Origin of the sequence: Nonomuraea sp. NPDC049625 (assembly GCF_040675285.1) — a bacterium.
Classification (GTDB): domain Bacteria; phylum Actinomycetota; class Actinomycetes; order Streptosporangiales; family Streptosporangiaceae; genus Nonomuraea; species Nonomuraea angiospora_A.
The window spans coordinates 403,518-419,907 of sequence record NZ_JBFAOQ010000002.1 but is presented as its reverse complement, the minus strand read 5'-3'; the positions used below and the strand labels follow the sequence as shown (position 1 = coordinate 419,907).

Below are 16,390 nucleotides of genomic sequence, written 5' to 3'. Positions count from 1 at the left end.
GGGCATGAGCGAGATCGACCTGTCGGTGGTGATCCCCGCCTACAACGAGGAGGCCAGGCTCGGCGCCACCCTGGCCGCCGTCCGCGCCCACCTGAGCGCGACGCCGCTGAGCTGGGAGTTGATCGTCGTGGACGACGGCTCGGCGGACCGCACGCTGGCCGTGGCCTCCGCCGCGGCCGGCGCCGAGCCGCGGATCCGCGTCATCCGCTGGCCTGCCAACCGGGGCAAGGGCCACGCGGTACGCCGCGGCGTGCTGGTCTCACGCGGTCACCAGGTGCTGTTCACGGACGCGGACCTGGCCACCCCGATCGAGGAGTTCGGCCGGCTGCGGGCGGCGCTGGGCCGGGACGCCGGCGCGGCCATCGGCTCCCGGGCCCGCCCCGGGTCCCGCATCCTGGTGCGCCAGCACCCCGCCAGGCACCTGCTGGGCACCTTGGGCAACCGGCTCATCCGGACGCTGGCCGTGCCGGGGATCGCGGACACGCAGTGCGGGTTCAAGCTGTTCGACGGGGACAAGGCACGGGTGGTGTTCGGCCGGGCGCGGCTGGACGGGTGGGCCTTCGACGTGGAGATCCTGCGGGCGTTCGTCCGGCGGGGATGGCCGGTCAGGGAGGTCCCGGTGCGCTGGTCCCATCGCCCCGGCTCCAAATTACGCGCCCACCACTACCTGCTGACGCTCGGCGACGTGTGCCTGCTGCGGTGCGAGGGCCGATGACGCGCCGCCGGACCGGCCTGGCCGTCGCGTGCGTCTATCTCGCCCTGGCCGTCTTCGTGTACGCCCACCTGTGGGCCGACCCGTCCCACCGCTACCTGATCGACGGAGGCCAGGACCAGCACCAGTGGGAGTGGTTCTTCGCGGTCACCGCCCGCAACCTGGCCTCCTGGGACTTCCCGCTGTTCACGACCCTGCAGAACCACCCGCTCGGCGTGAACCTCATGGCCAACACCGTCATGCTCGGCGTCTCCGCGCCGCTCGCGCCCGTCACGCTGGCCTTCGGCCCCTCGGTGACGTGGGCGATCGTGCTCACCGGCGGCCTGGCGGGCAGCGCCGGCGCCTGGTATCGGCTCCTGTCCGGGCACCTGGTGGGCTCCCCGGCCGCGGCGGCGATCGGGGGCGCGTTCTGCGCGTTCGCGCCGCCGATCATCTCCCACGCCAACGCCCACCCGAACTTCGTCGTGCTGTTCGCCATCCCGCTGATCATCGGCCGGGTGCTGCTGCTGGTCCGGGACCGCCGCGTCCGGCGTGACGGGGCCGTGCTGGGGCTGCTGGTGGCGTACCAGGTCTTCCTGGGCGAGGAGGCGCTGCTGCTGGCCGCGACCGGGCTCGCCGTGCTCGCCGCCGGGTACGTCGCGGTCCGGCCCGGCGTCGCCCTGGCGGCGCTGCGGCCCCTCCTGGCGGGCACGGCGGTGGCGGCGGCGGTGAGCCTGGCGCTGAGCGGGCCCGCGCTGTGGTTCCAGTTCGACGGGCCGCAGAGCTACTCCTCGCTGATCCACGGGCCCGCGGGCAACGACGTCCAGGCGCTCGTCTCGTACGCCGGAAGGTCGCTGGCCGGGGACGCGAACGTGGCGGCGGCGCTGTCGCTCAACCCCACCGAGCAGAACGCGTTCTTCGGCTGGCCGCTGGCCGTCCTGGTCGCCGGGGTGGCCGTGTGGCTGCGGCGGTTCCCGATGGTGGCGCCGCTGACGCTGGTGGCCGTGGTGTCGGCGGTGCTGTCCCTCGGGCCTGAGATCACCTTTTACGGCGAGAAGACTGGATATTTTGGGCCGTGGTGGTGGATGTCCAAGTTACCGCTGTTCGAGTCGGTGCTGGAGTCCCGTTTCACGCTGGTGTGCGTCCCCGCCGTCGGGGCCCTCCTGGCGATCGCGGCCGACCGGGTGCTGGAGGTGTCGTGGCGGGGCGCGCCGGCGCGGGTGCTGCTGGGGCTGGCGCTGGCCGAGGCGCTGCTGCCGCTCGCGCCCAAACCCCTGGTGGCCGCCGACCGACCGGACACGCCCGCGTTCTTCACGACCGGCATGTGGCGCTCGTACGTGCGCCCCGGGCGTTCTCTCGTGCCCGCGCCGCCGCCCGACGCCGCCGACGCCAGGGCGCTGCGCTGGCAGGTCGACGCGGGACTCGGCTTCCCTCTCCCCGAGGGGTACTTCGTCGGCCCGGCCGGCCCCGGCCGGGAGGGCGCGTACGGCGCACCGCCCCGCCCCACCGCCTCGCTGCTGCGCGACGTACGCGACAAGGGCGAGGTCCCGGCCGTCGGGCCGGCGGAACGGGCCCGGGCGCGGGCCGACCTGGCGTACTGGCGGGCCGACGCGGTCGTGCTCGGCCCGTACGAGCACCAGGACGCGCTCCTGCGCACCCTCACCGCGCTCCTGGGGCCGCCCCTGTTCGCGGGCGGCGTGTGGGTGTGGGATGTGTGATGCAACCTTTGCCGCGTCCGGCGCTGTCACAGGGGAGTGAAGGATGACCGAGGAGGTGTCGGGTGCACGCGGCGGAGGAGCGGGACTACGTGGACTACGTGACCGCGCGGCTCCCGGCGCTGCGGCGGCTGGCGCACTACCTGTGCAAGGACGCCCACCGCGCCGACGACGTCGTGCAGATGGCCATCACCAGGCTCTACGTCCACTGGCGGCGCGCCCGCGCGGCCCGCGACCTGGACAGGTACGTGGACGCGATGCTCGTCCGGTGCTTCCTGAACGACCAGCGCCTCGGCTGGTGGACCCGCGTCAGGCTGGCGGGCTCCTCCCACGAGGTTCCTGAGGAGCGCGCCGGGCCGCCGCCCGACCTCGAGACCCGGTCGGTGGTGCGCGCGGCGCTGGCCAAGGTGCCGCCGCGACAGCGGGCGGTGCTCGTGCTGCGGTTCCTGTTCGATCTGCCGGTGACGGAGGTGGCGGAGATCCTGGGGTGTTCGGCGGGCAATGTGAAGAGCCAGTCGGCCCGCGGCCTGGCCACGTTGCGCGAGGTGCTCGGTGACGATCCGACGCTGGTGGTGGAGGGAGCGATGCGGCATGGACGCCCGTGACCGCGGCCCTGGTCCCGCCGTGGAAGGCGGGCGGCTGCTCGATCCGCTGCGCGGCATGGAGCCCGATCCGACGGGGCGGGTGAGCGTGGCGGCCGCCGTACGGGCCGGGCGGCGGCGGACGCGCGCCCGCGCGGCGCTCGGGGCGGTGGCGGCCGTCAGCGCCGTGGTCGCGGTGATCGCCCTGACGACCGTGCTCGGCCACCAGGCGGCCCGGCCCCGGCCGCAGCCCGCGGTCGCCCCGCAAGCCGGGTTCGACGTGCTGACCAGGGCCTTCACGGTGGGCTCCGCGGGCGGCTTCACCCCCGACACGTACGTGACGGGCCGCCTCGTCCAGCGGGTCACCCTGCGCCCCGCCGACCCGTCACGGCCGGGGGACGCGGTGATCGAGCTGTACGCCCAGGGCATCCAGCCCAGGACCACCGACGGATCCACCGCTCCCCCGGTCAACGGCCGGGACGCAATCTGGCCGCGGGAGCCCGTCCTGAGGCCCGGCACGGCCGAGGTGGCCTGGCAGTGGGGGCCTCAGGCGTGGGGCGTGGTGTCGGTCAAGAGCGGCGACCGCGAGCTCGCCCACCGGGTGGCCCAGAGCGTCCTACCCTCCGCGGGCGAACGGATCGACGTGCCATTCACCGTCCCGGGACAGCTGGGCGCGCCGGTGGGCGCGGTCATCTCGTACGGCTCCCCGGCCAGGGTGGGGCTTCGCTACGGCGACGCGGGCTCGTGGCTGGAGGTCGGGGTCGTGGAACGGACCCCGGCCCTGAAGCCCGCCACCACCGTGCGAGGCCTGCCCGCCGTGCGGGAGGACCGCCGCGTCACGGTGCTCAGGGACGGCTACGCGGCCTACGCCGAGGCCGGGCACGGCGGCTCGGGGGACCGGCTGGCCGAGCTGGCGACGGCGGTCACGCTGGACCCGGACGCCGGATGGCCCGGCGAGCCCACGCCCGCCTGCACCGGCCCGTGCGCGACCCGCTCACCCGGGTAGGCGGGACCCGGTCAGGATTCGGCGCGGACGATGTCCAGCGCCTTCTGCAGGTCCTGCGGATAGTCCGTGCTGAACGACATCCAGTCGCCCGTGGTGGGGTGCTCGAACCCGAGCGCCACCGCGTGCAGCCACTGGCGCGTGACCCCCAGCCGGGCCGCCAGCGTCGGATCCGCCCCGTAGAGCAGGTCCCCGACGCAGGGGTGCCGCAGCGCCGCCATGTGCACCCTGATCTGGTGCGTGCGCCCGGTCTCCAGCTTGATGTCCAGCAGCGAGGCCGCGCGGAACGCCTCGACGGTGTCGTAGTGGGTGACCGACGGCTTCCCCCCGGCCACCACCGCGAAGCGCCCGTCCCCGGACGGATGGCGGTCGATGGGCGCGTCCACCGTGCCCCTGAACGGGTCGGGATGCCCCTGCACCAGCGCGTGGTAGCGCTTGTCGACCGTGCGTTCCTTGAAGGCCCGCTTGAGCCGCGAGTACGCGACCTCGCTCTTGGCCACCACCATCGCCCCCGTGGTGTTGGCGTCGAGGCGGTGCACGATGCCCTGGCGCTCGGCGGCCCCGCTGGTGGCGATCGTGTGACCGGCCCCGAGCAGCCCGCCGATCACGGTGGGCCCCGTCCAGCCGACGGTCGGGTGGGCGGCCACGCCGATCGGTTTGTTGATCACGATGACGTCGTCGTCCTCGTACACGACCGTCATGCCCGGCACCGGCTCGGCGACCGGCATCGGCGTGGTGACCGGCGGCGGCATCGTCACGTCGAGCCACGCGCCCGCGTGCACGCGGTCGGACTTGGCCGGCTGCCGGCCGTCCACCAGCACCTCGCCCGCGCCGATCAGCTCGGCCGCGCGGGTGCGGGAGAAGCCGAACAGCCGCGAGAGCGCGGCGTCGAGCCGCTCGCCCTCCAGCCCGTCGGGTACGGGCAGGCTCCGCTGCTCACTCACCCTTCTCGGCCCCCTTGGTCTCCGGGGTCTCCCGGGACCCGTCGATCTGCACGTTGCGCCAGGCCAGCAGCACCGCCAGGATGCCGCCGCAGACGATGGCCGAGTCGGCGATGTTGAACACGGGGAAGTAGTCGATCACGGGGAAATGCCCGGGGAGCACCTCGATGAAGTCGACGACGTGCCCCTGCAGCTGCGTGGAGCGCCCGATCCCCGAGGGATAGCGCAGCAGCCGGTCGGTGAGGTTGCCGAGCGCGCCGCCGAGCAGCAGCCCCAGCGTGACCGCCCAGGCCCGGCTGCCGAGCTTGCGGGCGGTGCGCACGATGGCGACGACCACGCCCGCGGCGATGAGGGTGAAGACGAAGGTCATTCCGGTGCCGAGGCTGAACGCGGCACCGGAATTGAAGATCACCCGGAACTGCAGCACGTCCTGGAGGACGACGAGCGGCGCCTGACCCTCGAGCGTGCGAAGCACCACCGTCTTGGTGATGAGGTCGGCCGCGTAGACCACGGCCGCCAGCACGACGAGGACGGCGACCAGACGCCCGCGGGGGCGGCCTACCGGCGCTCCTCCTTCTGCTTGCAGGCCACGCACAGCGTCGCCCTCGGGAACGCCTGAAGGCGTTCCTTGCCGATCGGCTTGTGGCACGATTCGCACACTCCATAGGTCCCGGCGTCGATCCTGGCGATCGCACGTTCGTTCTGCGCGACCAGATCGCGCGCATTCAGGGTAAGGGCGATCTCGCGTTCGCGCTCGTACGTCTTCGCGCCGGCGTCCGCCTGGTCGTCGCCCGCCCCCTGAGTGACGTCTCCAGAGGCTATCTCCGTCTCGTGGCGGTGAATGTCCGCGTTGAGCTGGTCGATCTCGCTCTGGAGCCTGCCGCGTACCTCGGCCAGCTCCTCTTCCGACCACATCGAAGGTGTAGCGGTCTGCGTGACTGCCGCCATGGCTGCCTCCATTGCTGATCAAGGCCGTAAATGGTGCGGGCAGCTTAGGGATCCACATAACGGAACGGCAAACGACCCGCCGGACGGTTTACCTCCCCCGTACTATCCCGCCTCGCGCATTAAACTCCTCCACAGGGGCGTCCATTCCCGCAACTTTGTCGGTTGCGTACCGACGGCCCCTCGGGCGGCTCGCCCTGAGAAACCAGGAAGCCTTCGGCCCCACTCTGCGTTATGGTTTGAGACTGCAAGGCGTTGATGGGGCCCGACTGTGAGGGATATCACCCCGGAGCCGCCGGAAGAACGGCTCGCGAGAGCTCATTAGACCCGGCCGCAGATCAAACGAAGAGGGCCTCGCCCGCGTGCGAGGTCAAGAAGGGTGGTACCGCGGGGCCGCATGGCTTCGTCCCTTCACGCTCGCCCTACCGGCCGATCAAGCGTGGAGGTCACACCCGAAATGTCTTCGCCATCTTTCCGCTCTCTTCCCGCGCAGGTCGACCTGCCCGCGCTCGAGCGCGAGGTCCTCGACCGCTGGCGGGACGGGAAGATCTTCGAGCGCTCCGTGGAGCAGAACTCCGGAAACCCGTCCTGGGTCTTCTACGAGGGCCCGCCCACCGCGAACGGCCTGCCCGGCGTGCACCACGTCGAGGCGCGGGTGTTCAAGGACCTGTTCCCGCGCTACAAGTCCATGCGCGGATTCAGCGTCCCGCGTAAGGCCGGATGGGACTGCCACGGCCTGCCCGTCGAGGTCGGCGTGGAGCGCGAGCTGGGCCTGACCGGCAAGAAGGACATCGAGGAATACGGCATCGCCGAGTTCAACGCCAAGTGCCGCGAGTCGGTGCTGCGCCACGTCGACGCCTTCGAGCAGCTGACCGAGCGCATGGGCTACTGGATCGACCTGTCCCAGGCGTACCGGACCATGGACCCGTCCTACATCGAGTCGGTCTGGTGGTCGCTGAAGGTCATCTGGGACAAGGGGCTGCTGTTCCGCGACTTCCGCATCACGCCGTACTGCCCGCGCTGCGGCACGGGGCTGTCCGACCACGAGCTGGGCCAGCCCGGCGGCTACGAGACCGTCTCCAGCCCGTCGGTCTACGTCCGCATGCCGGTGACCGCCGGGCCGCTGGCCGAGCTGGGCGCCGCGCTCCTGGTGTGGACGACCACGCCGTGGACCCTCGTGTCCAACACGGCCGTCGCCGTGCACCCCGACGTGACGTACGTCGCGGCCCGCACCGCGGACGGCGAGGTCCTGGTGGTCGCCGAGCCGCTGCTGTCGGTCCTCGGCGAGGGCGCGACCGAGGTGGCCCGCTATACCGGTCGCGAGCTGGAGCACACCGCGTACTCCCGCCCGTTCGACCTGGTCGACATCCCCGGCGCCCACTACGTCGTGCTCGGCGAGTACGTCACGGTCGAGGACGGCACCGGCCTGGTCCACCAGGCCCCGGCCTTCGGCGCCGACGACATGGCCGTGATCAGGCAGTACGACATGCCCGTCGTCAACCCGATCGGCCCCGACGGCCGCTTCCTCGACGACGTGCCCATGGTCGGCGGCCGGTTCTTCAAGGACGCCGACGAGGAGCTGACCGAGGACCTGCGCGCCCGCGGGCTGCTCTACCGCGGCGGCCACTTCGAGCACAGCTACCCGCACTGCTGGCGCTGCCACACCCCGCTGCTCTACTACGCGCTCCCGTCCTGGTACATCCGCACCACCGCGGTCAAGGACAAGATGCTGTCCGAGAACGCCGGCACCAACTGGTACCCCGAGACGATCAAGTGGGGCCGGTTCGGCGAGTGGCTGCGCAACAACGTCGACTGGTCGCTGTCGCGCTCGCGCTACTGGGGCACGCCGCTGCCGCTGTGGGTGTGCTCGGCGGACGAGTCCCACGTGACGTGCGTCGGCTCGCTGGAGGAGCTGGGCGGGCTGGCGGGGCAGGACATCTCGGCGCTCGACCCGCACCGCCCGTTCGTGGACGACGTGACCTTCGACTGCCCGTCGTGCGGCGCTCTCGCGCGCCGCGTGCCGGACGTCATCGACGCCTGGTACGACTCCGGCTCCATGCCGTTCGCCCAGTGGGGCGAGCGCGGCAAGCCGGAGGGCGTCTACCCGGCGCAGTTCATCTGCGAGGCCACCGACCAGACGCGCGGCTGGTTCTACTCGCTGATGGCCGTCGGCACGCTGGTCTTCGGCCAGTCCTCCTACGAGAACGTGCTCTGCCTCGGCCTCATCCTGGCCGAGGACGGCCGCAAGATGAGCAAGCACCTGGGCAACATCCTCGAGCCGATCCCGCTGATGGACCAGCACGGGGCCGACGCGCTGCGGTGGTTCATGGCCTGCTCGGGCTCGCCGTGGGCGTCGCGCCGGGTGGGCCACAACACCCTCGAGGAGATCGTCCGCAAGGTCCTGCTGACCCTCTGGAACACCTCGTCGTTCTTCACCCTCTACGCCAACGCCGAGTCCTGGTCGCCGGCCATGCTCGCGCAGGCCACGCCCGCGGCCGAGCGCCCGCTGCTCGACCGCTGGGTGCTGGCCGAGCTGCACAGGACGGTGGCCGACGTCACGGCGTCGCTGGACGAGTACGACACCCAGCGCGCCGGGCGCCGCCTGGCGGACTTCCTCGACGACCTGTCCAACTGGTACGTGCGCCGCTCGCGCCGCCGGTTCTGGCAGGGGTCGCCGGAGGCGTTCGCGACGCTCTACGAGTGCCTGGAGACGGTGACGCGGCTGATGGCCCCCGTCACGCCGTTCATCACCGACTACCTCTGGGACGTCCTGCGCTCCTCCGACGCGCCCTCCTCGGTGCACCTGGCCGACTGGCCGGAGGTGCGCGAGGACCTGCTGGACCCGGTGCTGTCCGACCAGATGGCCCTCGTACGCCGCCTGGTGGAGCTGGGCCGCTCGGCCCGCGCCTCGTCGGGCGTCAAGACCCGCCAGCCGCTCCGCCGCGCCCTGGTGGGGGCACACGGCTGGCCGTCGCTGCCCGGGGAGCTCCGGGGTCTGGTGGCGGACGAGCTGAACGTCCACACCCTCGAAGACATGTCCGGATTTAGCGCCGATCTCGTGACTTACTCGGTCAAGCCCAACTTCCGGGCCCTGGGCAAGCGCTTCGGCTCCCAGACCAAGCTCGTCGCGGCCGCCGTGGCCGCCGCCGACGCCACCCGCGTGGCCCGGGCCCTCCGCTCGGGATCCACGGTCATGGTGGAGGCGGACGAGCTGGGCGAGATCATGCTCGGCCCGGACGACGTGATCGTCAACGAGCAGCCCCGCTCGGGCTGGGCGGTGGAGACGGGCGCCATCGGCACCGGCACGGGCGAGACGGTGGCCCTGGACCTGGAGCTCACCGACGAGCTGCGCCGCGCCGGTCTCCTGCGCGAGGTCATCCGCCTGGTCCAGGACGCCCGCAAGTCGACCGGCCTGTCGATCACGGACCGCATCGACCTGTGGTGGACCACGTCCTCCCCCGAGCTCGCCACGGCCCTGCGCACCGAGGGGCACGTGGTGGCGGAGGAGGTCCTGGCGACGACGGTCACGGAGGGCACGGCGACAGACCTCCCGTCCCACACGGACGAGGACCTGTCCCTGACCTTCCACCTCCGCCGCGCCTGACACGCACTACGGCGGTGGGGCGCCCGCCCCACCGCCACCCACCCCTGTGCTGGAACGCCCCTTACGCCCCGCCCCCTGACACCCACCCCCGACGGGCCGCCTCCTCACGGCCCACCGCCCTCCCCCGAAGCACGCCCCCGGCGCTGTCCGCGCGGGACCCGCAGCCGGGGCGTCGTCGCGCGGGATTGCACCGTGGTTGCCGGGGATCTTCGCGTGATCTTGATGTTTCGGGTTGCGCTCGACCACCTGAGTGAGGCTGGTCGACGACGATGTCGCCGCTGGGCGAGTTCACCCGGCAGATCGCCGGCGGCCTCGCCGATTCGGGGTATCCGCCGGAGTTCATTGATGGCCCCGCAGGCACCAGTGGAGATATCGACGGGCCGCGCCGGTGAGCGGGCCGATGAGGGGCTGTCGTTCAGATCGAAGATGATCGAGGCCGCGCTGGAGGCACCGGCCGAGCAGCTCGTGTTCAAGGCCGGGTCGACGGGTGCTACTTCTCGGCCGTGCCGGATTCCCCGCTGATGGACTCCTGATAGATGTCCGCGAAGGTGCGCGAGTCCTTGATCAGGTCGTCGCAGAAGGCAGCGACGTCGTTGCCGATGAGTTCCAGGACTCCCTTGCCGGCCGCGGCACCCTCCTCGAAGAAGTCGACGATCCCTGAGAGCAGGGGCCCGTCAAGCAAGTCGATCGGTCCAACCTTGAAGAAGTACCTCTGAATCTCCTTGTAGACGATCTGGTAGTCCGGCGGGAGCGCCTTGACCCGCGCCATGTGCGCCCGCCACTGCTTCTTGCCCTCGATGATGTCTTGGATGCCCACGTCAGCCTCCTAGCCGGCCCAATTTCCTTGCGACGTTCCTGTTCAACTGCTCGCGCCACCGGTCGCGATAGCTCCGGGCCCCCTTTCCGCCGGCCAGCGCCGCGCAGAAGCCCCCGATGTCGTCCCCCAGCACCTCGTGAATGCTCCGCCCATCGGCCGCCGTCTCTTCGAGCAGCCCCAGAGCACCGTCGAGAATCGGCATCAGGTTTCGACCCGTGAAGTCCCCGTAGGGAAAAAGATGACCCTTGATCTCTTCCCACGCCGCCCGGTAGTCGGCCGGCAATGCCTCGGCCCGAGCTTCGAACGCCTTCCATTCCCTGGTGAGATCGCTGCCTGTCATGGTCTCCCAGAAGTTCATCTCCCGCCCTCCTTGAGCTTGTCGATCCGCGATGTGATGTACTCCCATTTCGCCCAGAACGTCGCGAGTTCTTCGCGCCCCGCCTCGTTGAGCTCATAGAACTTGCGCGGCGGGCCCAGGCCGGACGGTCGTTTCGTCACCTGGACGAGCCCGTTCTTCTCCAGCCGCAACAGGATGGTGTAAACCGTCCCCTCGACGACGTCGGCGAAGCCCAGTTCGTTCAGCCGACGCGTGATGGCGTACCCGTAGGTCTCCTCGCTGCCGATGATTTCCAGCACGCAGCCCTCAAGCGTGCCCTTCAGCATCTCTGTCAGGCCGTCCATCGTGGGTCCTCTTCCGCCTTCCCTTGGTACTCGGTGCCACCGAGTACCAGTACACGGTAGCACGGAGTAGTGGGACATGCCGCGCAGGCGGCGAGCACGAACCACGGAGGCGATTCGAATCATCGGCGCCGCGCTTACACGAGTGCTCGACCCCGCCGATGACCTTCCGGGAGCGCCCTGCAAGAGGAGGCGTCGGCGCAGGTGAGGGCGGTTTGCGCCGAAGGCGGTACGGGTCGGCCAAAGTTCCCGAACGCGTCAGCGCGGCCGCGCCACTCCGAGGAGGAACTCCAACATCCGACACGCCGCCCGGGGTGATCGGATGGGCTGCCGCGCCGCGAGATAGCCGCCCTGCTCGGTGGCCTCGACGTGGATCAGCATCTGCGCGTCGTCCCCGTCGATGCCGCGTTCGCCGAGTGCGCGCGTGACCCCGAGTGCTGGATGAAGCAGTACTGCGGCGCTCCCGAGACACGAGCGATTCTCCGGCGGCAGCGCTCGGCCAGGTGGGAGGCGGCCGCCGCGCGTTCCTCGACGGTGAAGGGACGATCCAGCACCAGCACGGGCGCCCCGACGGCTGCGGCCCAGGAGGAATCCTGGAACGACTCCACGCTGAGCAGGATCACACCGGTGATCCGTTGCCGAGTAGCCGGCGCTACCTGACCAGGAACGTCGTTCAGCGGGCTTTCAGCTCACCGTCTCGCGGTCGTGCTGGCACACCGAGCAACTCGTCAGCCCGGCCGCCTCCGCCGCGGCGAGCGTCATCGTCTCCACGCCCGACTCCCCCGCGCCCCTGATCAACGGGCACGCGGTGCTGTGGTAGCGGCGGGTGCCGATGATGACCTTCACCGTGCCGGAACGCTCGTCCTTGCCCTCAGTGCCGCCCGAAGAGCCGGTGGACTTGTCCGAGCCGGAGGCCTCAGGCTTGGTGGTCTTGGCCGGGGTGCCGGGCTTGGGCGTCGAGCCGCTCCCCTCGCCCTTGAAGACATCTGGCTTGGTGGAAGTGGCGTCGTCCTTGGAGCCCGAGCCGGCGGATCCGGGCGTCGAACCCGTCGCCGTGCCGGTCGTGTCGGACTTCGTCCCCGAGCCGGCAGGCCCGCCGGTGCCGGAGGTCCCGGGCTTCGGGCTGGCGCCGCCGGACGTACCCGCCTTGGCCGGGCCACTCGCCGCAGAGGACCGCCCAGACGCGGACGGGCGGTCAGAGGCCGACGGGCGGTCGGGGCCGGACTTTTCCGTTGTCGAAGGCTTGGTGGCCGGGCTCGGGCCGGAAGGGCGTCCGGCGCTCGCGCCGGGGCCCGGGGGCAGCGGGCCCTTGGGCTTGGCCTCCGACTCGGCGGAGGACGCGGGCCGCTCCGGCACCGTCGCGCTCTCTCCCGCCGCAGCAGGCGTCTTGGCGGCCCCAGAAGGACGCTGTGACGGCCCGGAGGTCCCACCCGAGGGTCCAGGGCGGACCGGCGTCCCGGAAGAGGTCACGCGCGGCTGCGGTGCCGTGGCGGGCCCCGCGGAATCGTCCTCGTCGGTCGCCTTCGAAGAGGGCCCACCGGCGGGCTGTCCCGGCCGGGCACCGGTCGATCCCGGCTTCGCGCCGGACGACGGACCACCGGTCGATCCCGGCTTCGACGACGGGCCGCCGGTCTGCCCCGGCTTGTCGCCAGGCCGGCCGGGCTTGGTGCCGGACTGGTCGGGCGAGCCGGTGGACTGGCCGGGCTGGCCGGGCTGGCCGGGCTGGCCGGGCTTGGTGCCGGACGGACGGGGTGCGTCCGTGGGACGGCCGGGCTTGGGGCCGGGCTGTTCCGGCGAGCCGGTGCGCTGCGAAGGCTTGGCCGCGGGTGCTCCGGCCTTGCCGGGGGCTCCCGTGGCGGGACCTTCCGGAGTGGCGGAGGGCGAGCCGGGCCTGCGCGCGGAAGGCGGCGGCCGGAAATATGAAGTCTCCGCGTCCGCCTGATCGTCATCCGATTCGGCGGCAGAGGAGGTGGACGGGCGGCCGAACCACGCGGTGGCGCCTTCCTCGCGGGAGGCGGGCTCCGGGTCGGGGGTGGAAGCCTTCGCGGCAGGCTTCGGCGGGGCGACCGGCGGACGTACGTCGCGGGTCTCCGCGGAGTCTTCCGCCCGGCTCGCCGTGACGGCGGTGCCGGGGGCGACGACGGGCTCGGGGTCGGCGGCAGGCGGCAGCTGCCGTCCGCCGAGCGCGGCGTCAGGCAGGCACGCCGTGCAGGGCGTGAAGCCCTCCTCGCGTGCCTCCTCGTACGTGAGCTCCTCGGTGTCCCGGCCGCTCAGCTGTCGGCAGCCGGACACGTGGTAGCGCTTGCGTCCGGGGATCACCAACACGATCGCATCCGGCGAGATGCCGCTCGCCGCGGGGCGGCGGGGTGCGGCGGCGGGAACGGTCGCCGTCCGCTGCGGCGCCTGCGGATGCGGATGGGGTCGCGGTGGGGGCTGATGACCCATGGGGCCGGTCTGGCTGTACGGCGAGCCGGGGCCCGGCGGCATGAGCCCTTTCGGGGGGGTGGCCGGCGCAGCGGCCTGCCCACCACCGGGAAAAAGCTCGTTTCGCCGCAGGAACGCCCCGATCACGAGGAACAGCGCGGACAGCACGCTGACCACGATGGACCACATGATCAGGAACGGCTTAGCCAGTACGAAGCCCGCGATCAGCAACACGACCGCCGCGAGCACCAAACCAGCACTGATAAGGATCACAGGGGGCTCTTTCGAGTGACAGGTCCTAGTGACCCGCTACTTTACCGGCGGTCGTTGTGGGGACCGTCACCGCCGGGGAAGACACCCTGGGGAGCCTCGCCGCCGAACGGGCTGGGACCACCGGGAAGCGGCGGCTGGCCCTGCGACACGGCGTGCGACATCGCGGGAGCCTGACCCGCCGGACCACCGGACATCACCGGGAACCCACCGCTGCCCTCAGCGGAGACGTTGAGCTCGGCGAGCTGGTTTTCCAGGTAGAGCTTGAGCCTGCTGCGGTATTCGCGCTCGAAGCTGCGCAGCTCCTCGACCTTGCGCTCGAGCTCGTCGCGGGTCTGCACCAGCGAGCCCATCGCCTGGCGGTGGCGCTCCTGCGCGTCACGCTCGAGCGTCTCGGCGCGGGCGCGGGCGTCGCCGATGACCTGCTCGGCCTGGCGGCGCGCCTTGGTGAGGATCTCGTCGGCCTCGCGGCGGGCGCGGGTGACCGTCTCGTCCGCCTCCCGGCGGGCGTCGGAGATCGCCTGGTCGGCGGTCTGCTGGGCGAGGGCGAGCACGCGGGCCGCCGTGTCCATGTTGTCCTCGGCGGGAGGCATGTTCATGACGGGGACCGGCTGCTGCACAGGCGGCGGCTCGGGGGCACGCATGGGCTCCGGCTGGGGCGGCGGAGCCATCATCTCGGGCTTGGGCTGCTCCTGGACCGGGGCGGAGGCCATGGGCATGTTCATGCCGCCAGGCACCTTCCCCCGCAGGCACTCGGCCAGCTTGGCGCGGAGCTCTTCGTTCTCTTGGATCAGACGGTCGAGCTCAGCCTCCACCTCGTCGAGGAAGGCGTCGACCTCTTCCTCGTCGTAGCCCGGCCGCAGCCGGGTGGTACTGAACTGCTTGTTCCGCACATCAGCGGGCGTCAGCGGCATTTTTTGGTCTCCTTGGCGCGCTTTGGAGTCTGTCCGGAGGGACGGTAACCCGAATCACTTCAGCGCGGACACGAGTTGGATCACGACCTGCGCCACACCGCCCCCGTCATCGCAGCATCCCCACGATCTGGATCAGCAGCAGCACGGCGATGAACAGGACAGTGAAGCTTAGGTCAAAGGCCACCGTACCCAACCGGAGCGGGGGAATGAAACGGCGGAGGAACTTGAGAGGTGGGTCTGTTGCGGTGTAAGTGGCTTCGGCCAGCACCAGGACGATGCCGGAGGGGCGCCACTGACGGGCGAAAGCCTGCACCGTCTCGAAGATCATTCTGCCGATGAGCAGCACCAGGTAGAGAGACAGGACTACGACCAAGATCTGGCTTACGATCCCCACGGCCCGGCCGCGCCTCCACTCCCGATGTGCCCTCCCGGTCTCGGCGAGACCCGGTTGGGTGCGATAGACATACAGAGACTCTAACTCTGATTGAAGAACCCGCGTTCCGCGATTCGGGCCTTGTCCTCGGCGGTCACCTCGACATTGGCAGGGGACAACAGGAACACCTTGTTGGTAACACGTTCAATGCTGCCATGTAGGCCAAAGACCAGACCTGCCGCGAAATCGACAAGACGCTTGGCGTCGCTGTCAACCATCTCCGTCAGGTTCATGATGACCGGGGTGCCGTCTCGGAAGTGCTCTCCGATGGTACGCGCCTCGTTGTACGTCCGGGGGTGGAGTGTCGTGATGCGGGCCAGATCGGTCGTGCGGCGCTCCAGGATCGTCGTGGCGGGCCTGGGCGCGGGCACCCCCGCCTCGGGCTCCTCGTCGCGTTCCTGGACCGCTACGGGCCGTTCGTCGCCGGGCCGCTGCACCTCGTCCTCGTAGGCGTAGTCGTCCGGGTAGGTTTCGTACCTCTCGTAGCGGTCGTCCTCCACGAGACCGAGGTAGACCGCCATCTTGCGCATCGCGCCGGCCATCGCTACGTCGTCCTCCTGCTCACGGTCGCACTCGCTCGAGCCCGACACCGGATCCCGAGGCGGTAGCCGTACCCCCTTGGAGCTCACCGCTGATCGACCTCTACTTGGTCATGGGCCTGAAGACCCACTTGAGGGGACATTACCTGACGAAGGGCTTGCGACGACCGAGCAACGCCGTACCGACCCGCACGTGTGTCGCGCCGTAGGCGATGGCTTCGGCGAGGTCCTCGCTCATACCGGCCGAAATCATCGTGGCGCGCGGGTGCTGCTCCTCCAGGCGCGTGGCCACGTCACGCAACCTGGCGAACGCCTTGGCGGGCTCCTCCCCCAGCGGCGCCACGGCCATGATGCCGCCCAGCCACAGCCCCTCGGCCAGCGCCACCTCGTCGGCCAGCTCCAGCACGTCCGCGGCGCGGGCGCCGCCCCTTTCGGGGTCGTCGTCGAGCGCGACCTGGATGAGGCAGCCGACCCTGCGGCCCTGGCGGACCGCCTCCTTGCTGATCGCCTCCACCAGCCGGAGCCGGTCGACGGAGTGGATCACGTCGGCGTACGCGACGACCGAGCGGACCTTGTTCGTCTGGAGTTGGCCGACGAAATGCCAGGTCAGCGGCAGGTCCGCAAGCTCGTGCGCCTTGGGCGCGGCCTCCTGGTCCCGGTTCTCGCCGACGTCGCGCACGCCCAGCTCGGCCAGAATGCGCACGTCCTCGGCCGGGCGGGTCTTGGTGACGGCGATCAGCGTGACCTCGCCCCGGTCACGACCCACCGCGCGGCAGGCCGCCGCGATGCGCGTGTCGACCTCGGCGAGCCCGGCCGCGATCTCGTCCCTTCTCAC

General features: G+C 71.1%; 17 protein-coding genes. 5 read left to right on the top strand and 12 right to left on the bottom strand.

The window, feature by feature from the left end:
* Positions 1 to 4: 4 nt before the first annotated feature.
* From AB0J87_RS09330 to AB0J87_RS09315, 4 genes are all read left to right on the top strand, one after another.
* Positions 5 to 715: a dolichyl-phosphate beta-glucosyltransferase gene (locus AB0J87_RS09330; protein WP_363963710.1), complete on the top strand. Its 711-nt coding sequence runs from the start codon at positions 5 to 7 to the stop codon at positions 713 to 715.
* A complete protein-coding gene (locus tag AB0J87_RS09325; RefSeq protein ID WP_363963708.1) occupies positions 712 to 2,409 on the top strand; it encodes a glycosyl transferase in 1,698 nt (565 codons plus the stop codon). Before AB0J87_RS09330 ends, AB0J87_RS09325 begins: the two co-directional genes overlap by 4 nt.
* Before the next feature lie 62 nt (positions 2,410 to 2,471).
* The gene (locus AB0J87_RS09320) at positions 2,472 to 3,011 is read left to right on the top strand and encodes a SigE family RNA polymerase sigma factor (protein WP_363963706.1); all 540 of its coding nucleotides are present in this window, start codon (positions 2,472 to 2,474) and stop codon (positions 3,009 to 3,011) included.
* Positions 2,998 to 3,993, top strand: a complete 996-nt coding sequence (locus tag AB0J87_RS09315; RefSeq protein ID WP_363963704.1) for a hypothetical protein — start codon at positions 2,998 to 3,000, stop codon at positions 3,991 to 3,993. The genes AB0J87_RS09320 and AB0J87_RS09315 overlap by 14 nt, the downstream gene beginning before the upstream one ends.
* Positions 3,994 to 4,004: 11 nt before the next feature.
* On the opposite strand, the gene AB0J87_RS09310 is transcribed toward AB0J87_RS09315, so the two are convergent.
* From AB0J87_RS09310 to AB0J87_RS09300, 3 genes are read right to left on the bottom strand one after another with little or no spacing between them, the layout of a single operon-like run.
* A complete protein-coding gene (locus AB0J87_RS09310) occupies positions 4,005 to 4,934 on the bottom strand; it encodes an RluA family pseudouridine synthase (RefSeq protein ID WP_185073022.1) in 930 nt (309 codons plus the stop codon).
* Positions 4,927 to 5,454, bottom strand: coding sequence for a signal peptidase II (gene lspA / locus AB0J87_RS09305; protein ID WP_363965028.1), 528 nt, complete (start codon positions 5,452 to 5,454; stop codon positions 4,927 to 4,929). The genes AB0J87_RS09310 and lspA overlap by 8 nt, the downstream gene beginning before the upstream one ends.
* Before the next feature lie 35 nt (positions 5,455 to 5,489).
* Entirely contained in the window at positions 5,490 to 5,879 is a 390-nt protein-coding gene (locus tag AB0J87_RS09300; protein WP_350729195.1) for a TraR/DksA C4-type zinc finger protein, read from the bottom strand.
* Between the two features lie 454 nt (positions 5,880 to 6,333).
* Here AB0J87_RS09300 and ileS point away from each other — a divergent pair, with 454 nt between their 5' ends.
* Positions 6,334 to 9,480: an isoleucine--tRNA ligase gene (gene ileS / locus AB0J87_RS09295; protein WP_355192694.1), complete on the top strand. Its 3,147-nt coding sequence runs from the start codon at positions 6,334 to 6,336 to the stop codon at positions 9,478 to 9,480.
* Between the two features lie 490 nt (positions 9,481 to 9,970).
* Here the strand turns inward: ileS and AB0J87_RS09290 are convergent, their stop codons facing one another.
* From AB0J87_RS09290 to AB0J87_RS09250, 9 genes are all read right to left on the bottom strand, one after another.
* A complete protein-coding gene (locus AB0J87_RS09290) occupies positions 9,971 to 10,297 on the bottom strand; it encodes a DUF1048 domain-containing protein (RefSeq protein WP_363963701.1) in 327 nt (108 codons plus the stop codon).
* A gap of 1 nt (position 10,298) precedes the next feature.
* A complete protein-coding gene (locus AB0J87_RS09285) occupies positions 10,299 to 10,655 on the bottom strand; it encodes a DUF1048 domain-containing protein (protein WP_363963699.1) in 357 nt (118 codons plus the stop codon).
* Positions 10,652 to 10,978 (bottom strand): PadR family transcriptional regulator, encoded by a 327-nt coding sequence (locus AB0J87_RS09280; protein ID WP_363963697.1) that lies wholly within the window; start codon positions 10,976 to 10,978, stop codon positions 10,652 to 10,654. Before AB0J87_RS09280 ends, AB0J87_RS09285 begins: the two co-directional genes overlap by 4 nt.
* A 371-nt stretch (positions 10,979 to 11,349) precedes the next feature.
* The gene (locus AB0J87_RS09275) at positions 11,350 to 11,598 is read right to left on the bottom strand and encodes a hypothetical protein (protein WP_363963695.1); all 249 of its coding nucleotides are present in this window, start codon (positions 11,596 to 11,598) and stop codon (positions 11,350 to 11,352) included.
* A gap of 61 nt (positions 11,599 to 11,659) precedes the next feature.
* Positions 11,660 to 13,672, bottom strand: coding sequence for a hypothetical protein (locus tag AB0J87_RS09270; protein WP_363963693.1), 2,013 nt, complete (start codon positions 13,670 to 13,672; stop codon positions 11,660 to 11,662).
* A gap of 41 nt (positions 13,673 to 13,713) precedes the next feature.
* Positions 13,714 to 14,583: a DivIVA domain-containing protein gene (locus AB0J87_RS09265; RefSeq protein WP_350729183.1), complete on the bottom strand. Its 870-nt coding sequence runs from the start codon at positions 14,581 to 14,583 to the stop codon at positions 13,714 to 13,716.
* Positions 14,584 to 14,689: 106 nt separating this feature from the next.
* On the bottom strand, positions 14,690 to 14,977 hold the full coding sequence (locus tag AB0J87_RS09260) for a YggT family protein (RefSeq protein ID WP_350729181.1): 288 nt from the start codon (positions 14,975 to 14,977) through the stop codon (positions 14,690 to 14,692).
* An 80-nt stretch (positions 14,978 to 15,057) separates the two neighbouring features.
* Positions 15,058 to 15,558 carry a cell division protein SepF gene (gene sepF / locus AB0J87_RS09255; RefSeq protein ID WP_350729179.1) on the bottom strand — a complete coding sequence of 167 codons (501 nt, stop codon included), beginning with the start codon at positions 15,556 to 15,558 and terminating at the stop codon, positions 15,058 to 15,060.
* Between the two features lie 139 nt (positions 15,559 to 15,697).
* Complete coding sequence (locus tag AB0J87_RS09250; RefSeq protein ID WP_363963690.1) at positions 15,698 to 16,390, bottom strand: YggS family pyridoxal phosphate-dependent enzyme; 693 nt, start codon at positions 16,388 to 16,390, stop codon at positions 15,698 to 15,700.